We start from the raw sequence: 22027 nt of genomic DNA on the forward strand, positions 1-22027 counted from the left end.
GTTATGCGGTTATTTTTTCTCTAATCTTCTTTTCACGGCTTACATAAAAGGCGATGCCTGCAAACACGATGGCCAGCAGAATGCCTATACTACCTGTTGAGGGCAGCGAGAGGGCATCGAAGTTAAGCAGTTCTTTATGGCCCAGCAAGGGCGGTATGTAGGTCATGCCCGGTATTTTGATGGGCGCAGTGGGATCCAGGTTGGTGCCGAATTTGACCAGCCACAGGTAGAAGTCCAGTATGCCCACGGCCCCACCCAGCATCAGCAGTGCGGCCCAGTATACGATCAGCTTTCTGATACCTAGCAGCGCTACGACAACCCCTGTTATCATAAAAAAGACAACGATGTAGGGCATGATCTTTAGCTCTGCAAACGATTCGGCGTGTATCGGCTCCATGCCGATGTAGTGGTTGAGTATGTTGAAGTTCTGAAGTACGCTTTCGGAGCTGCCTGAGATTTTATTCACCCAGATATGCATCTCGAGTCCTTCGGGGTATTGCGGGGCTTCGAGGTAGATCTTCCACATTGGAAAGAGGAACAACAAGCCTAATGATAGCGCCGCTATGATCATCAGCACTCTGCTTAGAGCCTTCATCCTTTTATACGTTAAGGTGCTATGCAACTAAAAATAAAGCGGAGGTTGCCTGGGCAACCCCCGCTTTGGTTATGCCCGGTTCAAGTAGTTAGTTAACACTTGCTGTCGCGGGTGGCACCGGCTTTTTCTCGCCCATCCTGAACTTGATGGGGACATTCGATCCTTTCGGCGATACCCTGACGTATCCCTGCATCTCCTGGTGGAGGGCAGAACAGAAGTCAGTACAGTAGAACGGATACACGCCTTCCTGTTTCGGTACCCATCTCAGGGTTTGCGTAGCGCCCGGCATGATCAGGGTTTCGGCGTTGTTAGCACCCATCACGGCGAATCCGTGCGGTACGTCCCAGTCTTGCTCCAGGTTGGTTACGTGGAAGAGCACAGTGTCCCCCACCTGTATGCCTTCAATGTTGTCCGGTGTCAGGTGGCTTCGGATGGCGGTCATCTTCACGGTAACCGTTTTTCCGTTGCGGGTCACGCTCACGTCCTTCTCGTTTTTAACTGCGTTCGGGTGCGTGTTTTCATCCAGCTTATGGAACTTGACACTGTTCGGCGCCACCAGGTCTGCCTGGATAGCCTGGGCGTAGTGCGGTTCGGCCACTGTTGGGAAGTCGAGGAGCATCTTCATTTTCTCTCCGCTGATGTCGATCAGCTGGGCGGAGTGCATCAACTCAGGGCCTGTTGGCAGGAAGCGGTCTTTTGTGATCTTGTTCATCACCACCAGGTACTTGCCATACGGTTTCTCCGTGTCACCACCAGGGATCATCAAGTGGCCAGGAGAGTAGTACACCGGAATCCTGTCTTTCACCTGAAGGTCTTTCAGGCTCCACTTCACCACCTCAGACGATACGAACATAGTAGAGTAGGCATTGCCTTTGCCGTCAAACTCAGTGTGCAACGGCCCTAAGCCCGGCTCTTTCACCTCGCCCTGCAGCACAGACTCATACTTGAACACTGGGATACCGTTCACCTCGCCGTCAAAGTCCTTGTTCTCGATGGCCTTCTGCATTTTAGAGAAGGAGAACACCGGCAGCGAAGAGGCAAGCTTACCGTTTACCACCATGTACTCACCACTTGGGTCTACGTCGATACCGTGCGGCGACTTAGGCGCCGGAATCAGGTACATCATGCCCGGACACTCTTCCGGAAGCAGGTAGCGCACGGTTTTCTTCACTTCAGACTTAGCCTGGAAGGAGCCGTGGTCCAGCTTGTTATGGTAGTAGTTGGCCGGCATCTCGTGTGCCTTGCCCTCTGCCGCATACTTGGCCGCAACTTTCCAGTTAATGGCCGCCAGGTAGTCTCTGTCGTTCTGAGAGGCGCCCAGTTCCTTCAGGGTTCCGGATTTCTCCGTATTGTAGGTGGTAAAGAACACCCAGTCGTTAGAAGGGCCTTTGCCACCGTTGGCCAGGTCGTAGTCGAAGCCTGGTACCAGCACCTGGAAGTCCAGCTCCATGTCGCCATCTTCCTTATCTACCTTAATAAAGGAGATAGAGCCTCTGAACTTGTCCTTGTACTCTTCCATACTTACGTCGGCAGTACCGCCCTTCATGTCCAGCGGCACAGAGAAGCGTGTACCGGCGATCACGTACTCGTTGTTGTTGGTTGGGTATGGGGAGCAGTGGTTACCGGCTGAGTTCGGGATCTCCATGATCTCCACGGTTTCGAAGGTCTTCAGGTCCACACGGGCCACACGCGGCGTGTTGTTACCGTTCACGAAGAGCCAGCGGCCATCAGCCATACCATCGGTACGGGAAAGCTTCGGGTGGTGCAAGTCATCCCAGGGCACAAAGCCGTGTGAGGTCTGCAGCATCGGCTTGGTTTCCTCGTTGTAGCCGTAGCCGTTCTCTGGGAACTGAGAGAACACCGGAATGATCTTCAGCAGCCTGCCGGAGGGAATGCCGTACACGGATACCTGCCCGTTAAAACCACCTGAGAGGAAGGAATACAATTCATCGTGCTCGCCGGGTGCCACATACACAGCAGAGGCGGCATCAGAGTCTACAGCCTTATCGCTTTCCCCGCCAGATTTGTTACAACCTTGCAGTGCCGCACCGGCAGCCACCGCCATTAACAGGGCGGCCTTAGGTGCTACTTTTTTGAATTTACTAATCAGGGTTTCCATAATGATTATGGGTTTTTCTTTATCGAAGTGTTGTTACTAGCTATTTTGGTCGTTTTGTCTCAGGAACTCCAGCAGGGCTCTGGCATCAGACTCAGAAATGTTCTGGTTCGTCATCTGCGTTAAGTGCTCAGCCAACAGTTTCTTTGCTTCCGGGTCTTTCTTGGTCATTTCCTCCGGGTTAATCACCATGTTCATGATCCACTCCGGCTTGCGGCGATCCGTTATACCGGCCAGGCCAGGGCCCACGATCTTCTGATCAGACAACTGGTGGCAGGCAGAGCACTTGCCTTCAAAGATGGTTTTGCCTTCAGCGGCGAGCGCTTCGTCTACCCCCTCACCAACTTCCACAGACGTGACAGGTCCTATTCCTTTTCCATCGTCCGCAGCTGGTGCTTCAGACTGGTTGGCCAGCCCGCTCTCTCCTTGCCCGGTGGCGGCAGTGTTCTCGCCGTCTCCTGAGGAACAGCTAAAAAGCACGGTACTAAACAGCATGGCCGTGACGGCTAATCGCAGGGGTTTAAACAATTTGTTCATCATCGATTCACTTGGGTTACTCGGATACTTTTTCATGTCTGTGTAAAATTTAACTAGTGCTTAGGAAATTAAGTGATTGTCTACGGTACAAATGTAGTATCGTTGGCCTCTCCTATAAAAGACCTTTATCTCTTTTAATAATGACATATGTCATTTTTCCGGAGATAACCCGGTAAGACCTTTGAGCCCAAACCTTATAGGGGAAGGCATGAAGCGTATAGTATGGATGTTGCTGGTTATAAGTGCAGTGGTGCAGCCGCTGAACAGGACCGGTATTTACATACTCTTCCAAGCAAACCGGTCTTATATCGCCAGCCACCTTTGCGTACAGCGTCAGGTACAGGACGCTGCCTGCCAGGGCACCTGCTACCTGCAGAAACAGCTAAAGAAAGCAGAGCAGCACGGGCAGCAGGAGCCCCTAATCCAAAAACAACCAACCTTAGACCTTACCTGCACCAGACTCTACCTTTGGGCCAGCAGCCCGGTTGCTGGCCTTGCTACGCAGCAGCAACCGTCTCACTATATAATCAGAGCAGTTACCTCCCCCTCCTTCAGCATCTTCCACCCTCCCTGGCGCATGTCTTAACTCCGGCTCCCCTGCTGCCACACAGGCGCAGGTCCTCCTTATTCTTTCAATGAGTTACAGATATGAAAAAGCTATTTATACTTCTTGCCGCCCTTTTTACCATCCCATTTGCCGGCCAGGCCTGCAACGGTGGCTGCACCATGGGCGGCAGCTACCTTGGCATCCTGCCACAGTTTCACAAAAACTTCGCGGGCCTGCGCTACAGCACCCGCAGCTATACCATCAACACCACACACACGCACATGCACGAGGGCATGCCCATGACACATTCCGATAAAATTGAGGAAAGCTACAGCACCGTGGAAGCATGGGGCCGCTATGTGCCGGTAAAAAATGTACAATTGCTGGCTTTTGTGCCTTATACTTTCAATGAGCAAAGCACCACACGCGGCAACACCAGGTATAGCGGCCTGGGCGACATCACCCTGATGGCCAACTATACCGTGCTAAACACCGGTGATAGCCTCTATAGCCGGGTAAAGCATACCCTGCAGCTGGGTGGTGGCGTGAAGCTGGCCACCGGAGCGCGCAACACACGCCAGGCACACGAGGGCTACGCGGCTAATCTGCAGCCGGGCACTGGCAGCACCGACTTCTTGCTCAATGGTATCTACACATTGCGCTACGGCAAGCTGGGCCTCAACAACGACTTTACCTACCGCTTTAACTCCGAGAACGCCGACGGTCATAAATTCGGTGACAGGATCAGCGCCTCCTCTAACCTTTTCTATTGGCAGAACCTGGAGAGCCTGACGCTACTGCCGAGCGCAGGCTTATACTATGAGCACGCCAGGGCAGACCAGCACAGCGGCGAACACACGATGCAGATGGGCGGCGACGCCTACTACGCCAATCTTGGCCTGAACGTGTACATCCGGAAAGTGGCTGTGGGAGGCACGTTGCAACTCCCGATCAGCAGCACGGACGATCACCATGTAACCAAGGGCAACAGCAGAGCGCTGGTAAACCTGACATACCTGTTTTAAAGTCAAAAACCGCCCTGAAGCCACGATTCTGTAGCTGCAGGGCCACTAGCATTAACACTCAGATTTTACATTCAAACACTTTTACCATTTAACCTTTACGCTAATGAAGTATAAAAAACTCTGGCTGGGATTCATCGCTGTGATAGTGGGGTCCTTTGCCGTACTCGGCTATTACGGAACCGAGATCTACAGACAAGCGCCGCCTATACCCGACAAAGTGATCACTGCCTCCGGCCAGGTGCTGTTCACCGCACAGGACATCCAGGACGGGCAGAACGTATGGCAATCGGTTGGCGGGCAGGAACTGGGCTCTATCTGGGGCCACGGTGCCTACGTAGCCCCCGACTGGAGCGCTGAGTGGTTGCACAAGGAGGCCATGTTCTTTCTGGATACCTGGGCACAGCAGGAAAAGGGCGTAACGCACGACGAGCTGGACGAGGAGATGCAGGCCATGCTACAGGCGCGTCTGCAAAAGCAGCTACGGGCCAACACCTATGACCCGGAGACTGGCGAGCTGAAGATATCGGACCTGCGCGCGGCAGCCATTGCCGATGTGAGCCAGCATTACACCGGCCTGTTTATGAACGACCCGGCACTGGCAAACTACCGCGACGCCTACGCCATGAAGGACAACACGGTGAGTGATCCGGAGCGCATGCGCAAGCTGAACGCCTTCTTCTTCTGGACCTCCTGGGCCTGCGTAACCGAGCGCCCCGGCAAAGAGATCACCTATACCAATAACTGGCCTGCCGAGAAACTGGTAGCCAACGAGCCCAGCTCCGACCTTATTATCTGGACAGGCTTCAGTGTAATCATACTTATCGCGGGTGTTGGCCTGCTGGCTTACTATTATGCTTCCAACCGGGAGGAGGAGATCGACACGTCCAAGCTGCCGAAGCAGGACCCGCTGCTGGGCCTGAAAGCCACGCCGTCCATGAAGGCGACGCTGAAGTACTTCTGGATCGTGACGGCGCTGATACTGGTGCAGGTGACGCTGGGCGTGGTAACGGCGCACTATGGCGTGGAAGGCCAGGCACTCTACGGCTTCCCGCTCGCCGACTACCTGCCTTATTCCATTACCCGTACCTGGCACGTGCAGCTGGCCATTTTCTGGATCGCTACCTCCTGGCTGGCTACCGGTTTATACATTGCCCCTGCCGTATCGGGCCACGAGCCAAAGTACCAGAAGCTGGGCGTAAACTTCCTCTTCACCTGCCTGCTGATTATCGTGGCTGGCTCACTGGCCGGGCAATGGTATGGCGTGATGCAGAAACTGGGCTACGGGGAGAACTTCTGGTTCGGACATCAAGGCTATGAGTATGTGGACCTGGGTCGTTTCTGGCAGATATTCCTGCTGATAGGCCTGTTCCTGTGGCTGGGGCTGATGGTGCGGGCTATCCTGCCTGCCTTTAGAAATGACGTGGAGGGCCGCCACCTGCTGGGCATGTTTTTGATCTCCTCGGCTGCCATCGCCATCTTCTACGCCTCTGGCCTGATGTGGGGCCAGCACACCAACCTGGCCATTGCCGAGTACTGGCGCTGGTGGGTGGTGCACCTGTGGGTAGAGGGATTCTTTGAGGTGTTTGCCACCGTGGTCATCGCTTTCCTGTTCGTGCGCATGGGCCTGCTCGATACTAAAATGGCCACCACAACGGTGCTGTTCTCCACCATCATCTTCCTGTTCGGCGGTATCATCGGCACGTTCCACCACTTATACTTTAGCGGCACGCCAACTGCGGTGATGGCGCTGGGTGCCACCTTTAGCGCCCTGGAAGTAGTGCCGCTCGTGCTCATCGGCTTCGAGGCCTACCATAACCTCGAACTCAGCCGCGCCACCCTGTGGATCAAGGCCTATAAATGGCCGATCTACTCCTTTGTGGCCGTGGCGTTCTGGAACCTGGTGGGCGCCGGTGTGTTCGGCTTCGTCATCAACCCGCCGATTGCGCTCTATTATATGCAGGGACTTAACACCACGCCGGTTCACGCGCACACGGCCCTGTTTGGGGTCTACGGCATGTTGGGCATCGGCCTGATGCTGTTCGTGCTGAAAGGCCTCTCGGCCCGCCGCCGCTGGAAGGATGGGGTGATCAGCTTCGCGTTCTGGTCCATTAACATTGGCTTGATGCTGATGGTGTTGATCAGCGTGCTGCCCATTGGCCTGCTGCAGACCTGGGCCAGCGTGGAGCACGGCCTGTGGTACGCCCGCTCCATGGAGTTCATGCAGACCGATACGATGGAAATCCTGCGCTGGCTGCGCGTAGTCGGAGACACTATCTTTGCCGGTGGCGTTGTGGCGCTGGCCTGGTTCGTGATCGGCCTGAAAACCGGCTGGTCTCTGGAAGCCGATGAGGATGTTTCGGCAGAGGATTATCCATCTGCCCGAAAAACCAAGGCATCAAAATAAGGCACCCGTACTTTGCTCCCCAGCCACTGTGGAGTAAGTATAAAACAGAGCGCCTGCCTTTTTCGGAGGGTGGGCGCTCTGCTTTCCTGCCAAAGCCATACTTTCCGAGCTTCTCTAAAGTATGAAGGCTTTATACTTCCACGGCGCCCTTGCTTCTAGACAAGCCACAAAAACCTGAAAGACACCCCATTTAGAGGACACATCAATAACCTACCTATCCTGCGCTGCGTTAAATCAAGCTCAGACCAACGACTTATACTATGAAAAAGATACTATTTATAGCCTTGGGAGCCTTTACGTTTGCCTGTTCCGATGCCTCGGATAACACCACCGCGGACGAGGCAACTATGGAAGAGAATAATATGGAGGAAAGCGTGGAGATTGGCGCAGGAGAAGAGATCTCGCCTCAGCTTGATTTGGATTCCGGCGAGAACGCACGCCTCGACGTGGACACCCTCTCACGCAAAACAGTCGAAGAACAGCAGCAGTAAGCTACCTGCAAAGGTCCGCTCTTCCTGATTGCTTGCCTAAAGCCTCAGGGAAGTATAAAAACAGCAACAGCCGGCACCATGGTGCCGGCTGTTGTTTCTTAAAGCAGGAGGCCTACCCCTACCAAAAGATAATGTAAACGGCTGCCAGTACAAATATGATGGCGGTTGCCGTAACGTTAAAGATACTGTCCGTTTTAAATAAGGCTTTGTCCACGGCCACGGTATATTCCGGATACCTGCCCTTCACGTTGTTCTCATATAGCGAATAGCCCACCATCAGCAGGGAGAGCAGCAGGAACACCAGCCCCATCTGGTCCAGGAACGGCATGGTTGGGAAGGTGAGGTCGATGATAATGCTGAACGGCACGGAGGCGATGGCCGTAGCCAGGGCCGCGTTGGAGGTAGCGCGCTTCCAGAACAGGCCGAACACGAACAGCACCACAATGCCCGGGCTCACATAACCGGTATACTTCTGGATGAACTGGAAGATCTGCTCCTCGCCACCCAAAAGCGGCTCAGCCACGAGCACGGCAATAATGATAGCGATCAGGCTGACTAAGCGGCCTACGGTTACCATCTGCGTCTCGGAGGCATCCTTTTTCAGGTGAGATTTATAGATATCCATGGTAAAGATCGTAGCCGTGGAGTTCATCATCGAGCTCAGGGAAGAAAGGGCGGCAGCGATCAGGGCAGCGAAAGCAAGGCCCTTCAGCCCGGTTGGCACCAGGTTGCCCAGCAGCCAGGGGTATGCCTCGTCGTAGCGGCTGATCTCAGCGTTCAGCGCAAAGGCGGCTATACCCGGAATTACCACTACCAACGGAATCAACAGCTTCAGGAAGGCGGCAAACACCAGGCCCCACTGCACTTCCTTCACGCTTTTGGCGGCCAGGGCACGCTGTATAATGTACTGGTTAAAGCCCCAGTAGCTGATGTTGGCAATCCACATGCCGCCAAACAGAACGGTCATGCCGGGCAGGTCCTTATAGAACGGGTTTTCTTCCGACAGGATCATGTCGAACTTCTCGGGCACCTGCTCCAGCAGCATCCCCATCCCTTTCAAAGGACCATCGCCCCCGCTCACGGCATCCAGTGCCAGGTACGTAGTCACCAGACCACCCAGGATCAGGAATATAACCTGTATCACGTCCGTCCAGGCCACGGCCTTCAGGCCACCATAGATGGAGTAGGACACCGCCACCACAGCCAGGCCGATAATAGCATAGGTTGTGCTGACGCCCAGCACCACGCTCAGCGCCAGCGCCGACAGGTAGAGCACCGTGGTCAGGTTCACGAAGATATAGAGCATGATCCAGAAGATGGCCAGGCTGGTGCGGATGCGATCATCGTAACGCAGTTTCAGGAACTGCGGCATCGTAAAGATACCTTCCTTTATATAGATCGGAAGGAAGAACTTCGCCACAATGATAAGGGTGGCAGCCGCCATAAACTCGTAGCTGGCAATGCCCAACCCAATCGCGAAGCCCGAGCCGGACATACCGATAAACTGCTCGGCCGAGATGTTGGAAGCGATCAGCGAGGCCCCGATAGCCCACCACGGCAGTGATTTACTAGCCAGGAAGTAGTCGGTGGCATTTTTGGTGTGTCCCTTTTTCTCGCGGGACACCCAAATGCCGACGGCAATAATGAGCAGGCAGTAGCCTATGAATACGATAAAGTCGAGTGTAGAAAAATTCATCGAGTTACAGTTTTGGGAGAGCTAATATATAGATTAGCTCTGATTTATACTTACTTCTCTCTTATTTTCTAAAAGAGGTAATTGCTGGAAGCCACCCGCCCTGTACTTAGAACGAATGGCTTTTGCGGCGCTCGCTTCTACTTTAGCGCACCAGGCCGCGGAGCAGGTTGGCGGCCGCCTCCGGGGTGATGTCGCGCTGCGGGTTGCCCATCATCTCGTAGCCCACCATAAATTTCTTCACGGTGGCTGAGCGCAACAACGGCGGGTAAAAGTGCATGTGGAAGTGCCAGCCCGGGTACGCCTGCCCGTCGGTCGGGCTTTGGTGGATGCCCGAGGAGTACGGGAACGACACACCGAACACACGGTCGTAGGCGGCGGTGAGGCATTTGATGATTTGGGCATAGCCGTCCTTCTCCTCGTCTGTCATCTGCCCGATGTGCTGGAAGTGGCGTCGGCTGATGATGATCGTCTCGAAGGGCCACACGGCCCAGAAAGGCACCAGCGCCACGAAGTGCTCATTCTCCGCCACTACCCGCTCGCGCGTCTCCAGTTCCAGGGCCACGTAATCGGCCAGCAGGCTGCGGCCGTGCTTTTCAAAGTATAGTCCCTGCTGCGTTGTCTCCTTGGCAGGCTCCACGGGCACCGTGCCCTGCGCCCAGATCTGGCCGTGCGGGTGCGGGTTGCTACAACCCATGATAGCGCCCTTGTTCTCGAAAATCTGCACGTAGTTGATGAAATCGCGGCTGCCCAACTCAGCATACTCCTGCTGCCACAGGTCCACCACCTGGCGGATGTCGCTCGCCTCCATGTCGGCTAGCGTGAGGTCGTGGCGGGGCGAGAAGCAGATCACCCGGCAGATACCGCGCTCGCTCTCAGCCCGGATCAGATCACCCACCACATAAGCCCCCTCGGGCGCGGAGGCCTGCAGCGCGCCGAAGTCGTTATCGAACACATAGGTAGCCTCGTAAGCGGGGTTCTGCTCGCCGCCCGCGCGCGTATTGGTCGGGCACAGGTAGCAGCCGGGGTCATAGGCGGGGCGGGTGTCGCAGCTTTGCTCCTCCTGCTGCCCCTGCCACGGGCGCTTGGCCCGGTGCGGCGACACCAGCACCCACTCGCCGGTGAGCGGGTTGTATCTTCTGTGCGGATGCTCCGCTAAATCAAACGTAGACATGGCTTCTTTTATAGGTTGATGCCCGAAAAGGGCATTTATACTTTATACTTGAGCTTGCGATCTACTCCTAATTATGAAGGAGCAAACCCAAATAGGTTGGTTAAGCCGTTGCTGCTGGCCTCCAAGATCCTTCCAGGATGACAAAAAACGCAGATCTTAACGTCCCTGCCCTCCCGGGAGGAGCAGGAGTGGGTTAATCGCTACTTGAGGTGTTATACCTGGCTCAGCTACACCAGGCTGCTGCCATCCACGATCTCGGCCACGTAGGTTTTCAGGTGGATGCCGAACTGTAGCTTGTAGGCTTCCTCCATTTGCTTTATGAACTCCTGCAGGGCGTCCAGTTTCACGATGTTGATGGTGCAGCCGCCGAAACCCCCGCCCATCATGCGGGCACCTAGCACGCTCTCCATATCCCTGGCCTGATCCACCAGGAAGTCCAGTTCCGGGCAACTCACCTCATAATCGTGTTGCAGGCCGCGGTGCGAGGCGTACATCTTTTCGCCAAAGGTTTTCATGTTGCCTTGCTCCAGCGCCTGGCAAGCCTCCTCCACACGGATGTTCTCGTGCACCACGTAGGTGCAGCGCTTGTATACGGCCGACTCGAACTCCTCCTGGTGCAGCTCCAGCATCGGCACCGTCACATCGCGCAGGCTCTTTACCTGCGGGTAGTGCCGCTGCAGCAGCGTCACGCCTGCCTCGCACTCCTGGCGGCGGGTATTATACTCCGAGGAGGCCAGGTTATGCTTCACCTGCGTGTCGCAGAGCACGATGCGGTAATCGGCCATTTCGAGGTGGTAGTAGTCAAAGTCGAGGGAGCGGCAGTCGAGCTTCACGGCATGGTCCTGGCGGCCATACATGCTGGCGAACTGGTCCATGATGCCGCACTTCACGCCCGCGTACTCGTGCTCGGCCAGCTGCGCCATCTTCACCAGCTCAAACCTTGGGATTTTGTAGCCAAAGATATGGTTTAACGCATAAGCCAAGCCACACTCCACGGCCGCCGAAGATGAAAGCCCCGCCCCGATCGGAATGTTGCCGCCATACACCAGGTCGAAGCCCTTCACCTCGTAGTTGGCTTTCTGCAGCTGCGCAATCACGCCCAACAGGTAATTAGCCCAGCTTATGCCGGATGGCTGCACCTGGCCCAGGTCGAACGCTGCCTCCTGCTGCAGGTCGTAGGCGTACGCGCGGAAGGTGTTGGTGTTGTTAGGCGCCACGGCAAAGTAGATCTCCTTGTTGATAGCGGCCGGCAGCACAAAGCCACCGTTATAGTCGGTGTGCTCGCCGATCAGGTTCACCCGCCCCGGGGAACGCACTACCAACGGGTCCTGCCCGTACAGTTCCTTGAATTTATCTTTAATCTCTTGTAACATCTTTGTAAGTATGGCTTTAGCTTGGAGGGTACTAGTAGCTCTCCTATCCCCGAATGGGTAATTTACAACGTATATTCTATTTTACCTCTTTAACGGCCTCCAAAGTATAACTCCCGGCCACCAGGCCTTCTGCCTGCGCCTGTACTTTGAGTATGCCTACCTGCTTTCCGGCTTTTACAAGTATGGCGGCAATGCCGGCTTCTGCCTCTACCACCTCTGTGCCTACTAGCGCAGCATCACCTTCTACAGCAAAGCGTACTGTATTCACGGCGTCCGGTACTACCGTTCCATGTGCATCGGCTACGCTGGCGTATACAAATACCGCATCGTTTACGCCAGCCTGCAGCTTTTTGCCGCTGTAATCCGCATGAAGTATGAGTTTTGCCGGCTTGCCGGGAGTCTTCTGCGCGTGTGTGGCTGCTGTGCTGTTGTTTATGTAGCCGATGGCTGTTAAAGTACCTGCCTCATACCTGGGCACCTCAAAGGTGAACGGCGGGTGTGGCAGGTGCGTAGAGTTCCTGTCCTGGTCAGGCTGCTGGCGCGCGATGGTTTTGCCGTTCAGTTGCAGTTCCACCTCCTCGCAGTTGCTGTATACTTTCACGGTCATTAATTCCGGGTCGTTCCAGTAATTGGCGATAAACACCATCGGCTTATGGAAGACAGCATGCTTATCCAGGTCAGGACCGGCCTGGCTCTGGTAGAAATAGTAGGCAAACTTGGGCAGGCGCACAATATCCATGATGCCGGAGGCCTCTATATCATCGGCGTAGCCGCGCTTGTAGTCGAACATCAGCCAGTTGGCATCGCCTACGGCAGGGCCTTGCAGGTTGCTGTTGTGAGCCTCCTGGTAGTTGAGGGCCTGCTGCAGCAAGCGCTTCTGCCCGAATCCGCGCAACTGGCGGCTGGTGCGCTCCTCCTCTTTCAGGTTAGCAAACGCTTTCTGGTTAAAGCCGGCGTTCTGCGCATAGTACTCCCAGTCGCCATACTCGGCAATGAGCAGCGGTTTGTCTTTGCCATACTTGTTCCAGTAGTCGGGGGCCTTGGCGTGCTGGCGGGCCGGGATGAACACGTCGTATACCTCATCCAGCCATCCGCAAGTATAAATGTGGTCGAACGGCAGCTCCTCGTGCACTGCCTGGTGGGCCTGCTGCATAAACGCCTCCGTCATACCCGATTCGTTCAGCGAGGCCTCCCAAAGTATAACCGAGGTATAATTGCGGTCGCGCCGCACCATGTCGCGCACGTCCTGTAAGGTGTTTTTCTGAAACCCGGCATCCCCGAAGAACTGCCAGCCCGGCAGGGCATCCATTGTCAGCAGCCCCAGTTCATCGCAGGCTTCCATAAACGCGGGCGCCTGCGGGTAGTGCGACAAGCGCACGAAGTTGAAGCCGGCCTCCTTTATTTTGTAAGCATCGCGGTAGTTGGCGTTATCAGAAAGGGCGTAGCCGAGGTAGGGGTACTCCTGGTGACGGTTGGTGCCGCGCAGGTATAGCTTCTCGCCATTCAGGTAAAAGCCGTCTTTGGCAAAGCGGAAAGTCTTAACACCCGTTTTTATACGTTGCTGATCGAGCACCTTGCCGTCCTGCAGCAATTCCACGACCAAAGTATACAAGTATGGCGCATCCGGCGACCATAGATTGGGATTGGTAATGTTTATACTTTGCCTGAACGTCCCGAAAGCGCCTGGCTGCACGGCCATACTTTCAGAGAGTGCCTCCCCTACTTTGTGGCCGCTGCTGTCCGCCAGTATAATCCGGACCTGCGCCTCCCGCGACCCGGCATGGTCATTTTTCACCTCCGTCTGCACCTGCAGGGTGGCAGCCTGTTTGCTTACGTCCCCGTAGCGCAGCAGCACGCCGCCACCGGCCACGCGGTTGGCAGCCACGGCATCGGAAATGTGCAGTTTGTCTTTAGTGACCAAGTAAGCGTTGCGGTAGATGCCACTGTAGTAGTTAAAATCCAGGTCGGCCAAGGGTTTGCCGGGAGCTACTTTAGAGTTGTCCTCGTTGTTGAGTTTCACCAGCACCACATTCTCCTGGCCATACGTGGCATGGTCTGAAATATCTACATAAAACGGCAGGTAGCCGCCCAGGTGGCGGAAAATGTGCCGCCCGTTCAGGTATACATCGGCCACCTGCATGGCGGCCTCGAACTTCAGGGCGATGTGTTTCCCTTTATCGGCTGCCGGCAGGTTAAACGATTTGCGGTAGAAAGCGATGCCCTGCCACTGCTGCGCTGTTTTCAGGATAGGCTCCAGGCGGGCCGTGTGCGGCAGCGATACCTGCTCCCATGTCAGCCTGTGCTGCCCGGCAAAAACCGCTGCTGAGTCCACGTCCCGCACAAACTCCCAGTCGTCGTTGAAGCGCTGCATCGAAAGTGCAGCTGTTGCAGCTTGTTTACCAGAGATGCTTCTGCAGCCGGCCACTAGCAGCGCGCCGCAAATACAGACGAGCTGGAACAGGCGGAAAAATTCAGTTTTAGGCAAATCAGGCATTATGGCTTGGCTTAAGGGTTCGGGTAGCTTGTTTTAAGGTGATATCTTAGCGTATGATTTTCTATAACTCCTGCGCCTCTCCTGCGGGCAGACCGTCGGTCTTGTAAATGTATAAAAAAAATCAGAGCCGCGTGCAGGTACACGCAGCGTTTAGATCAACTTCTAACGCCTTGTTGCCGGTTTCGCCATAGGGGTGATCCTACCTAATCCGAAAAAAAGCAACTCTCGTACAACAAGCCGCTTTTGGCGCCTTCGGATAAAAAAGTAACTTCACTTCCTATACTTTCCACGCTAACTGCTAACCTCATGCCCTTCCGAATATGTGTATACTTACCGGCCCTGTTTATATTTCTGGCAGGCTGTACCGCTTCTAAATCTGAAATAACCATGAATGAGCTACGCCGGCAAATAACAGAAGCGTTAGAAAAGCAGGAAGGCACCTTTGCCGTAGCCTTCAAGGACCTGGCAACCGGCGAGGAACTGCTGCTAAACGAGCGGGAGACGTTCCATGCTGCCAGCACCATGAAAACACCCGTGCTGATAGAGGCTTACAAGCAGGCTGCGGAGGGAAGATTCTCTATGAAAGATTCTATTCTGATCAAGAATGAGTTCAGCAGTATAGTAGATGGCAGCCAGTTTAGCATCAGCGCCGGAGACGACAGTGAGCAGGAACTTTATACTTTAGTGGGCCAGAGAAGACCTATATCAGAGCTGCTCTACAAGATGATCATACAGAGCAGCAACCTGGCTACCAACATCATAATAGAGCAACTGGACGCCAAAAGAGTAACCCAGAGTATGCGCGAGCTGGGTGCCAGGGATATACAGGTGCTGCGCGGCGTGGAAGACATCAAAGCCTACGAGCAGGGGCTCAACAACACCACCACTGCCTACGACCTGCTGGTGATCTTTGAGCAGATAGCGGAAGGCAGCGCTGTAAGCCCGGAGGCTTCACAGGATATGATCGGCATCCTGCTAGACCAACGGCACCGGGAAATTATTCCCGCCAAGCTCCCCGGGGAGGTAAAAGTAGCCCACAAAACAGGCTGGATCACCGGCGTCCGCCACGACTCAGGCATCGTTATACTTCCCGACGGGCGAAAGTATGTGCTGGTGCTACTGTCTAAGGAGTTAAAGGATGACAAAGCTGGCATGGAAGCCATGGCGAATGTATCAGAACTGATTTACAAGTATGTAGCAGGAAAGCGGTAGCACGTGGAAGGTATAAGCAGCGAGGGCCTGTCGTTTGGAACGACAGGCCCTCGCTGCTTATACATAAAAAGTTTAGCGGTTACAGATTTCCCTTCTTCATCTCGCTGACGGCGTGGTCTACAGCCCTTGCCGTCAGGGCCATGTAAGTCAGCGAGGGGTTCTGGGTGGAAGTGGAGGTCATGCAGGCGCCATCGGTCACGAAAACGTTCTTACAGGCGTGCAGCTGGTTATACTTGTTCAGGAGCGAGGTCTTCGGGTCGTGGCCCATGCGCACACCGCCCATCTCGTGAATGTCGAGCCCCGGTGCCTGCTTCGAATCCACGGTCTTGATGTTGGTGAAGCCCGCCTTGGTGAACATCTCCGTCATCTGCTCGAGGTAATCGGCAACCATCTTCTCGTCGTTGTCGTCGTAGCCGATGTTGATGCGCAGGAGCGGCATGCCCCAGGCATCCTTCTGGTCCTTGTCCAGGCTTACCTGGCTCTCCTCCTTCGGGATGGTCTCTCCCATCATGTGCGAGCCTACTTTCCAGTTGCTCCACGTGGGGTTGAGCAGCTGCTCTTTCAGGTCCACGCCAAAGCCGGAGCGGTCCTCCACCTGGTAGCGGCGGGCCCCAAAGCCGGCGGCATACCCTCTCAAAAAGTCGGTTTCCTGTTTGTGCAGGTTGCGGAAACGCGGAATGTAGCCCCCATCGGATGGGTTACGACCAGCCGTAGCGTACTCAAGCAGCCCATCGTACTCAGCTGTAACCCTGGCCCGGTAATTATGGAAGGCTACATACTTGCCCAGCAGCCCGCTGTCGTTGCCCAGCCCGTTGGGAAACCTGGAGGAAATGGAGTTGAGCAGGATGTGATTGGTGTGCAGGGCCGAAGCGTTCACGAAAATGATTTTGGCATAGTACTCCGTCACCTCCTTGGTGTTGGCATCTACCACCCGCACGCCCGTCGCCTTTCCGGCCTTATCGTCGTAAATAACCGACTCCACCACCGAGAAGGGCCTGAGCGTCAGGTTGCCCGTGCGCTCGGCCCAGGGCAGCGTAGAGGAGTTACTGCTGAAGTAGCCGCCGAAGGGGCAGCCGCGCTGGCAGAGGGTGCGGTTCTGGCACTGCGCCCGGCCCTGGTCGAAGTGGATCTGGTTGGGCTTAGACAGGTGCGCGCAGCGGGCGCTGATCACGTGGCGATTGCCGTAGTGGCTTTTGAGCTGCTGGCGGAAATAATCCTCCACACTGTTCAAAGGGTAAGGAGGCAGGAAATCCCCATCAGGCAGCTCGGCGAGGCCGTCACGGTTGCCGGAGATGCCGGCGAACTTCTCTACATAGCTGTACCAGGGAGCTAGGTCCTTGTAGCGGATGGGCCAGTCCACGACAAAGCCGTCGCGGGCCGGGCCCTCAAAATCCAACTCACTCCAGCGCTGCGTCTGCCGTGCCCACAGCAGCGACTTGCCGCCCACCTGGTAGCCGCGGATCCAATCGAAGGGCTTCTCCTGTACATAGGGGTGCTCGGAGTCCTTGACAAAGAAGTGCATGGCGTCCTCGCGGAAGGCGTAGCAGCGGCTTACCACCGGCTCCTTCTCCCGTATCTCCAGGGGCACCTCCCCGCGGTGCTCGAACTCGTAGGGCATCTTGTTGGTGGTGGGGTAGTCGCGGTTGTGCTTCACGTCACGGCCCCGCTCCAGCACCAGGGTCTTCAGCCCCTTTTCGGTCAGTTCCTTGGCTGCCCAGCCCCCACTGATGCCCGAGCCAATCACAATCGCATCGTAGGTGCGCGCTTTCACGCTGTCTATGTTCAAATTCGCCATTAGCTTATCTGTGCTTCTGCTGTTACAGGATAGTAGGCCTCGTACCGGCCCGGCACCAACTCATAAACCCGGAGGGTGGTCATCACCAGCTCGGAGTTGAGGTAGCCTTTGATCGTTTCGCCTTTGAGGATGTTGTAAAAGGTGAGCACCTCCTGCGGTGCCTGCCCGGCGTTCACGCCAGCCATTACCTGCTGCCGCTGCTCCGGGCTACATTTGGTAAACCGCTTTCCCGTCTGCTCCTTGGTTAGCTCGGCAAAGGCAGCCATGCCCGACATGAACGTCTGCTGATCCTCCCTGGAATAGCAGTCGTCGAGCATGGTGAGCGTGAACAGGTGCAGCCCCATGTCCCTGGCCCCAGGGGTGTCGGTGGCGGGCAGGATCGTCTCCACTACCTCAGCCAGCAGTTCCTCCTGCTGGGCCGACACATCCAGGTGCTCCAGCGGGATAGAGGCCTTCCCTTCTTCCAGCACGCAGGAGGGCAGCACGGCCACGCCCCCCGCGAAAATCAACAGGCCCTTCACGGCCGATCGCCTATCCATTTATACTAATCATTAAGTTTCTTATCTTATTTATTTCTGAGGATTGCTCTTTTAATAACCCAGGGAAAGCAACGACATCCTCAGAGCTTAAGTCTGGTACTTGATTAAGTTGAGCCAAGGTGAGCACGGCCAACTGCTTTCAGCCACACAAGATAACAATTATGTGTAGCTACCAAAAAACAATTTTTCTCTACTAAAAATAAGTAACCACTCACATTGTTATTATACTTCAATGCCTCTAACTAAAAGCTCCATGAGAACCTGAATACGACCATGTTACAAACCCTGGCACCTTGCTAACACAACATGCTTACCACCAACCAACAACAACCCATCCCTCAATAGTTCTCAAAACACCCCTATACCTCTATATACTTTTTTTCAAAATTAAAGTATAACAGCATATTTATTCTTGCTTTTTAACTTTTTTACGCATATTTTGAATGATTGATCACTCAGTTATCTAGCAAAGCCTATGTAAAAACTGTACTTCAACTCCCCAAATCTTTCTGGTCCCCTGCTGTCATCTGTCAGGTAATCAAGAGTCTTTTTACAAGAGTCTTACAGGTGTGTGCTTACACCTTTTGAAAAGCCTAAATACGATTTCACCTAATTAACCTACTAAAATGAAACAGAATTACTCCAAGGCATGGATTCCCCCATTGGGCAGGCATGCAAAGTTTACGTCCCGGCAGATGAAGCTGGCCACGGCACTCGCTGTAGCCTGTCTGCTGCAAGCACCTACCACCGCCACCGCTTCGATAGCTCCCTTCGCCATAGAAAGCAGCCTGCTTTCGGAGAGCGGCATGGTACTGCAGAACGTTGAGGTAAAGGGTAAGATAACCGACGAAAACGGGGAAGGCATACCAGGGGCCACCGTTGTAGTGAAGGGAACGACACTAGGCACCACCACTGACGTGAATGGCAACTTCAGCCTGAGCGTGCCGGATGGCAACAGCACCCTGGTTGTTTCTTTCATTGGCTACAAGACACAGGAAATACCGGTAAACAACCGCTCCTCCATAACCATAGCCATGGCTACCGACACAAAGGCGCTGCAGGAAGTGGTGGTGACGGGCTATGCGGTACAGGAGAAAAAGGACCTGACCGGCGCCGTGGCTGTGGTAGACGTGTCCGAGATGACCAAACAACCGGAGGCACAAGTTTCGAGCATGTTACAAGGGCGAGCATCCGGTGTTACGGTTCTTGGATCAGGACAACCAGGAGAGGCGCAGCAGGTTAGGATACGTGGTTTTAACACCTTCGGAAACAATACCCCTCTGTATGTAGTAGATGGGGTTCCTACCGAAAATATCAGCACTCTAAACCCCAACGATGTGGAAACCATGCAGGTACTGAAGGATGCCGGCTCTGCCTCTATCTACGGCTCCCGTGCTGCCAATGGGGTGATCATCATCACAACAAAAAAAGGCAAAGGCAAAGTATCGGTGACGTATGATGGCTACTACGGCACGCAGCGCCCGTCAGGAGAAAACCCCTGGAACCTGGCCAATCCTCAAGAAATGGCCGAACTGGAATGGTTAGTAGCTAAAAACAGCAATACTAGCCCAAGTCCTCGTCTGTATGGCTCTGGGCCTAGCCCTTTACTGCCTGACTACCTGGTATCAGGCGAGGGAGTTACGCTGACTGGCGTGATGGAAGGAGACCCGGCAGCAGACCCTTCACGCTATAATGTAAATCCTTTTTATACAGGAGGAAGTACAGAACTGAGCACTTTCTACCGTATTGCAAGGGCAAACAAAGAAGGCACTGACTGGTACAGCGAAATATTTAGACCAGCCCCTATTACGAGCCACAATGTGGCGGTAAGTAGCGGTGGTGAGATGGGAAGTTTTTACTTTGCTGCAAACTACTTTAATCAGCAGGGGGTACTGGAAAACACCTACTTCAAGCGATACACCGTAAGAGCAAACAGCTCCTTTAATGTAAACAAGAACATCCGGGTAGGGGAAAACCTGGCCTATTCCATCATTGAGAATCCTCAGATAGGGGGCGGCGAGAACCTAATAAACATGGCCTATCGCCTGCAGCCCATCATCCCGGTGTATGATATAATGGGGAACTTCTCTGGCTCTTCTGGTGGTGGCTTAGGGAATGCCAGAAATCCGGTGGCGCAGCTTGATAGACTAAAAAACAATAAGGTGCTCAATAACCGCCTTTTTGGTAATGTGTATGCTGAAGCGGACTTCCTGAATCACTTCACAGCGCGCACCATCTTTGGTGGTGAAATGTATAATAACAACAGCCGCTCCTTCACCTATCCAGAGTATGAAAATGGTGAGAATAATACCATCAACCAGTACAATCAAAGTGCTAGTAATGGCTATAACTGGACCTGGACCAACACATTAACCTTTAAAAAGAATTTTAATGATGTACATGATGTGACAGTTGTGGTTGGCTCTGAAGCTTACAATAATTACTGGAACGAGGTGGGCGGTTCAACCCAGGGCTTTTTCTCATTTGACCCGAATTTTACTGGCCTAGGAACAGGTTCTGGTACGCGTAATAACTTTAGCAACAGAAGCGAAGATGCATTATACTCATTAATAGGCAGGTTAGATTATAACCTGAAAGACAAATACCTCTTTGGGTTTGTAATTAGAAGAGATGGTTCTTCCAGGTTTGGTGAAAACAACCGGTATGGGGTATTCCCAGCGGCAAGTGCTGGTTGGCGAATCTCTCAGGAAAACTTTATGCAGGGCATCAGCTGGATTTCAGACCTGAAGCTCCGTGGTGGTTATGGTGTGATGGGTAACCAGATAAATGTGGATCCTAAAAACGCCTTTACTACTTTTAATTCTGATAGAAACCTGTCCTACTATGACATTGGCGGCACCAATAACTCTGTCATAGAAGGCTTTAGGAAGGCCCGCATTGGTAACCCAGATGCGAAGTGGGAAACCAACATTAACAGTAACATTGGTATCGATGCGACATTACTAAATGGCAAAATTGATATTACCGCTGATTACTACTACAAGAGAATAGAGGACTTACTGTTTAATGTGGAACTTCCAGGCACTGCTGGTGGAGCAACAGTACCATCCGTAAATATTGCCGAAATGCGAAATAAGGGATTGGATGCAGCAATAACAGGGCATTTTGACATCACCTCTGATTTCAGGTTGGATTTAACTGCTACAATAACAACCTATAACAATGAGATATTAAAAGTATCAAATGGTCCTCAGTATTTCGATCTAGAAGGCCGTCGTTTCAACGGAAGCTTAATTGTTCGTAACCAGATAGGTTCTCCGATGAGCTCCTTCTTTGGCTATCAGATAGAGGGCTTCTGGGATGATGAGGCTGAAATAAGCGATGCAAATGAGTTGGCCAGAACCTCTACAGGTGATCCAAACGCTATCTACCAGGCAGATGTGAAACCAGGCCGCTTTCGCTATGCCGATACCAACGGCGATGGAATTATCACACCTGATGACAGAACCGTGCTAGGAAATCCCAATCCTGATTTCACCTATGGCTTGAATATAGCCGCTACCTACAAGAACTTCGACTTTACTATGTTCCTGTATGGCTCGCAAGGAAATGACATATGGAACCAGGTAAAATGGTGGACGGATTTCAATCCGAACTTTGTAGGGGCAAAAAGTAAAACAGCACTCTACGATTCTTGGACCCCAGAGAATCCTAATGCGACAGCACCCATACAGGAAACGAGTGGTTCTTTCAGTACAACCAACGTTCCTAATTCTTACTATGTCGAGAATGGCTCATACTTAAGGGCCAAAAACGTGCAGTTAGGCTATACATTACCAACAAACCTGCTAAGCAGCTATGGCATTGGCAGTTTACGGGTTTATGTGCAGGCTGCTAACTTGTTCACCATAACCAAGTACTCTGGCCTGGATCCTGAAATTTCCGGCGGCACCAGAGCATTCGGAATAGACGAAGGTAATTATCCTAACATGCGCCAGTACATAGCCGGTGTCAACGTTTCCTTCTAATTTTTGATTCTAATCTTTTTACAGATATGAAAAAATATAAATT

Annotated in this window: 15 protein-coding genes; 6 read left to right on the plus strand and 9 right to left on the minus strand. The window is 53.6% G+C overall.

All coding sequences use genetic code 11. The features are described from left to right. Position 1 precedes the first annotated feature (1 nt). The 3 genes from OH144_RS14545 to OH144_RS14555 all read right to left on the minus strand — a co-directional run bounded on the left by OH144_RS14545 (position 2) and on the right by OH144_RS14555 (position 3284). Positions 2 to 595, minus strand: a complete 594-nt coding sequence (locus OH144_RS14545; protein WP_266203003.1) for a hypothetical protein — start codon at positions 593 to 595, stop codon at positions 2 to 4. 88 nt (positions 596 to 683) lie between these two features. Next, positions 684 to 2714, minus strand: coding sequence for a Sec-dependent nitrous-oxide reductase (nosZ, locus tag OH144_RS14550; RefSeq protein ID WP_266203004.1), 2031 nt, complete (start codon positions 2712 to 2714; stop codon positions 684 to 686). Between the two features lie 36 nt (positions 2715 to 2750). Beyond that, complete coding sequence (locus OH144_RS14555) at positions 2751 to 3284, minus strand: c-type cytochrome (protein WP_266203005.1); 534 nt, start codon at positions 3282 to 3284, stop codon at positions 2751 to 2753. Between the two features lie 172 nt (positions 3285 to 3456). On the opposite strand from OH144_RS14555, the gene OH144_RS14560 reads away from it, so the two are divergent. The 4 genes from OH144_RS14560 to OH144_RS14575 all read left to right on the plus strand — a co-directional run bounded on the left by OH144_RS14560 (position 3457) and on the right by OH144_RS14575 (position 7715). Continuing rightward, entirely contained in the window at positions 3457 to 3834 is a 378-nt protein-coding gene (locus OH144_RS14560; RefSeq protein WP_266203006.1) for a hypothetical protein, read from the plus strand. Positions 3835 to 3896: 62 nt separating this feature from the next. Further along, positions 3897 to 4820: a hypothetical protein gene (locus OH144_RS14565; RefSeq protein WP_266203007.1), complete on the plus strand. Its 924-nt coding sequence runs from the start codon at positions 3897 to 3899 to the stop codon at positions 4818 to 4820. A gap of 103 nt (positions 4821 to 4923) precedes the next feature. After that, the gene (locus OH144_RS14570) at positions 4924 to 7224 is read left to right on the plus strand and encodes a nitric-oxide reductase large subunit (RefSeq protein ID WP_266203008.1); all 2301 of its coding nucleotides are present in this window, start codon (positions 4924 to 4926) and stop codon (positions 7222 to 7224) included. Between the two features lie 260 nt (positions 7225 to 7484). Then, positions 7485 to 7715, plus strand: coding sequence for a hypothetical protein (locus OH144_RS14575; protein ID WP_266203009.1), 231 nt, complete (start codon positions 7485 to 7487; stop codon positions 7713 to 7715). Between the two features lie 118 nt (positions 7716 to 7833). Here OH144_RS14575 and OH144_RS14580 read toward each other — a convergent pair whose 3' ends face one another. From OH144_RS14580 to OH144_RS14595, 4 genes are all read right to left on the minus strand, one after another. Next, complete coding sequence (locus OH144_RS14580; protein WP_266203010.1) at positions 7834 to 9411, minus strand: sodium/sugar symporter; 1578 nt, start codon at positions 9409 to 9411, stop codon at positions 7834 to 7836. A 142-nt stretch (positions 9412 to 9553) separates the two neighbouring features. Continuing rightward, the gene (locus OH144_RS14585) at positions 9554 to 10582 is read right to left on the minus strand and encodes a UDP-glucose--hexose-1-phosphate uridylyltransferase (protein ID WP_266203011.1); all 1029 of its coding nucleotides are present in this window, start codon (positions 10580 to 10582) and stop codon (positions 9554 to 9556) included. A gap of 227 nt (positions 10583 to 10809) precedes the next feature. After that, a complete protein-coding gene (locus tag OH144_RS14590) occupies positions 10810 to 11955 on the minus strand; it encodes a galactokinase (RefSeq protein WP_266203012.1) in 1146 nt (381 codons plus the stop codon). Positions 11956 to 12031: 76 nt separating this feature from the next. Then, a complete protein-coding gene (locus OH144_RS14595; protein WP_266203013.1) occupies positions 12032 to 14449 on the minus strand; it encodes a glycoside hydrolase family 2 protein in 2418 nt (805 codons plus the stop codon). A gap of 387 nt (positions 14450 to 14836) precedes the next feature. Between OH144_RS14595 and OH144_RS14600 the strand changes: the two genes are divergently transcribed. Next, positions 14837 to 15661, plus strand: coding sequence for a serine hydrolase (locus OH144_RS14600; protein ID WP_323134731.1), 825 nt, complete (start codon positions 14837 to 14839; stop codon positions 15659 to 15661). Between the two features lie 79 nt (positions 15662 to 15740). Here the strand turns inward: OH144_RS14600 and OH144_RS14605 are convergent, their stop codons facing one another. Together OH144_RS14605 and OH144_RS14610 are read right to left on the minus strand one after the other, a co-directional pair. Then, positions 15741 to 17456: a GMC oxidoreductase gene (locus OH144_RS14605; RefSeq protein WP_266203015.1), complete on the minus strand. Its 1716-nt coding sequence runs from the start codon at positions 17454 to 17456 to the stop codon at positions 15741 to 15743. Continuing rightward, positions 17456 to 17995 (minus strand): gluconate 2-dehydrogenase subunit 3 family protein, encoded by a 540-nt coding sequence (locus OH144_RS14610; protein ID WP_266203016.1) that lies wholly within the window; start codon positions 17993 to 17995, stop codon positions 17456 to 17458. Before OH144_RS14610 ends, OH144_RS14605 begins: the two co-directional genes overlap by 1 nt. A 626-nt stretch (positions 17996 to 18621) precedes the next feature. Between OH144_RS14610 and OH144_RS14615 the strand changes: the two genes are divergently transcribed. Further along, positions 18622 to 21984, plus strand: a complete 3363-nt coding sequence (locus OH144_RS14615; RefSeq protein WP_266203017.1) for a SusC/RagA family TonB-linked outer membrane protein — start codon at positions 18622 to 18624, stop codon at positions 21982 to 21984. Positions 21985 to 22027: the final 43 nt, after the last annotated feature.

Origin of the sequence: Pontibacter kalidii, from assembly GCF_026278245.1 — a bacterium.
In the GTDB taxonomy this organism is placed as follows: domain Bacteria; phylum Bacteroidota; class Bacteroidia; order Cytophagales; family Hymenobacteraceae; genus Pontibacter; species Pontibacter kalidii.